Raw genomic sequence first — 240 nt, 5'->3', positions numbered from 1 at the left:
CGCCGGTATCGCGTCCGCGATGAAGCAAGTCACTTCGCGTTCAGTTCCTTCCAGCGCCGGTACACGTCGATCGCGCCGTCATGCTTTCGCTGCACCATCGGCAGCCGGCGTTCCTCGATCGGTTTCGCATATTCGGCATAGAACGTATCGAGCTCGAAATACTTGCGGTCATCCCGATAGAACGGCGCGTAATCCTCGCGCGTCGTGATGTAGATCACGCGTTTCGGGCTGCAGTAGTAC

General features: G+C 58.3%; 1 protein-coding gene. It reads right to left on the bottom strand.

The features are described from left to right. Nucleotides 1–29: 29 nt before the first annotated feature. Nucleotides 30–240 (bottom strand): hypothetical protein (locus AAEZ05_RS30000; protein ID WP_350650298.1); only part of this gene is annotated, 211 nt, incomplete at its 5' end.

Origin of the sequence: Pseudomonas sp. HY13-MNA-CIBAN-0226, from assembly GCF_040310305.1 — a bacterium.
Classification (GTDB): domain Bacteria; phylum Pseudomonadota; class Gammaproteobacteria; order Pseudomonadales; family Pseudomonadaceae; genus Aquipseudomonas; species Aquipseudomonas gregormendelii.
The sequence above is the reverse complement of the archived record's forward strand: the minus strand, read 5'-3'. Positions and strand labels throughout refer to the sequence as shown.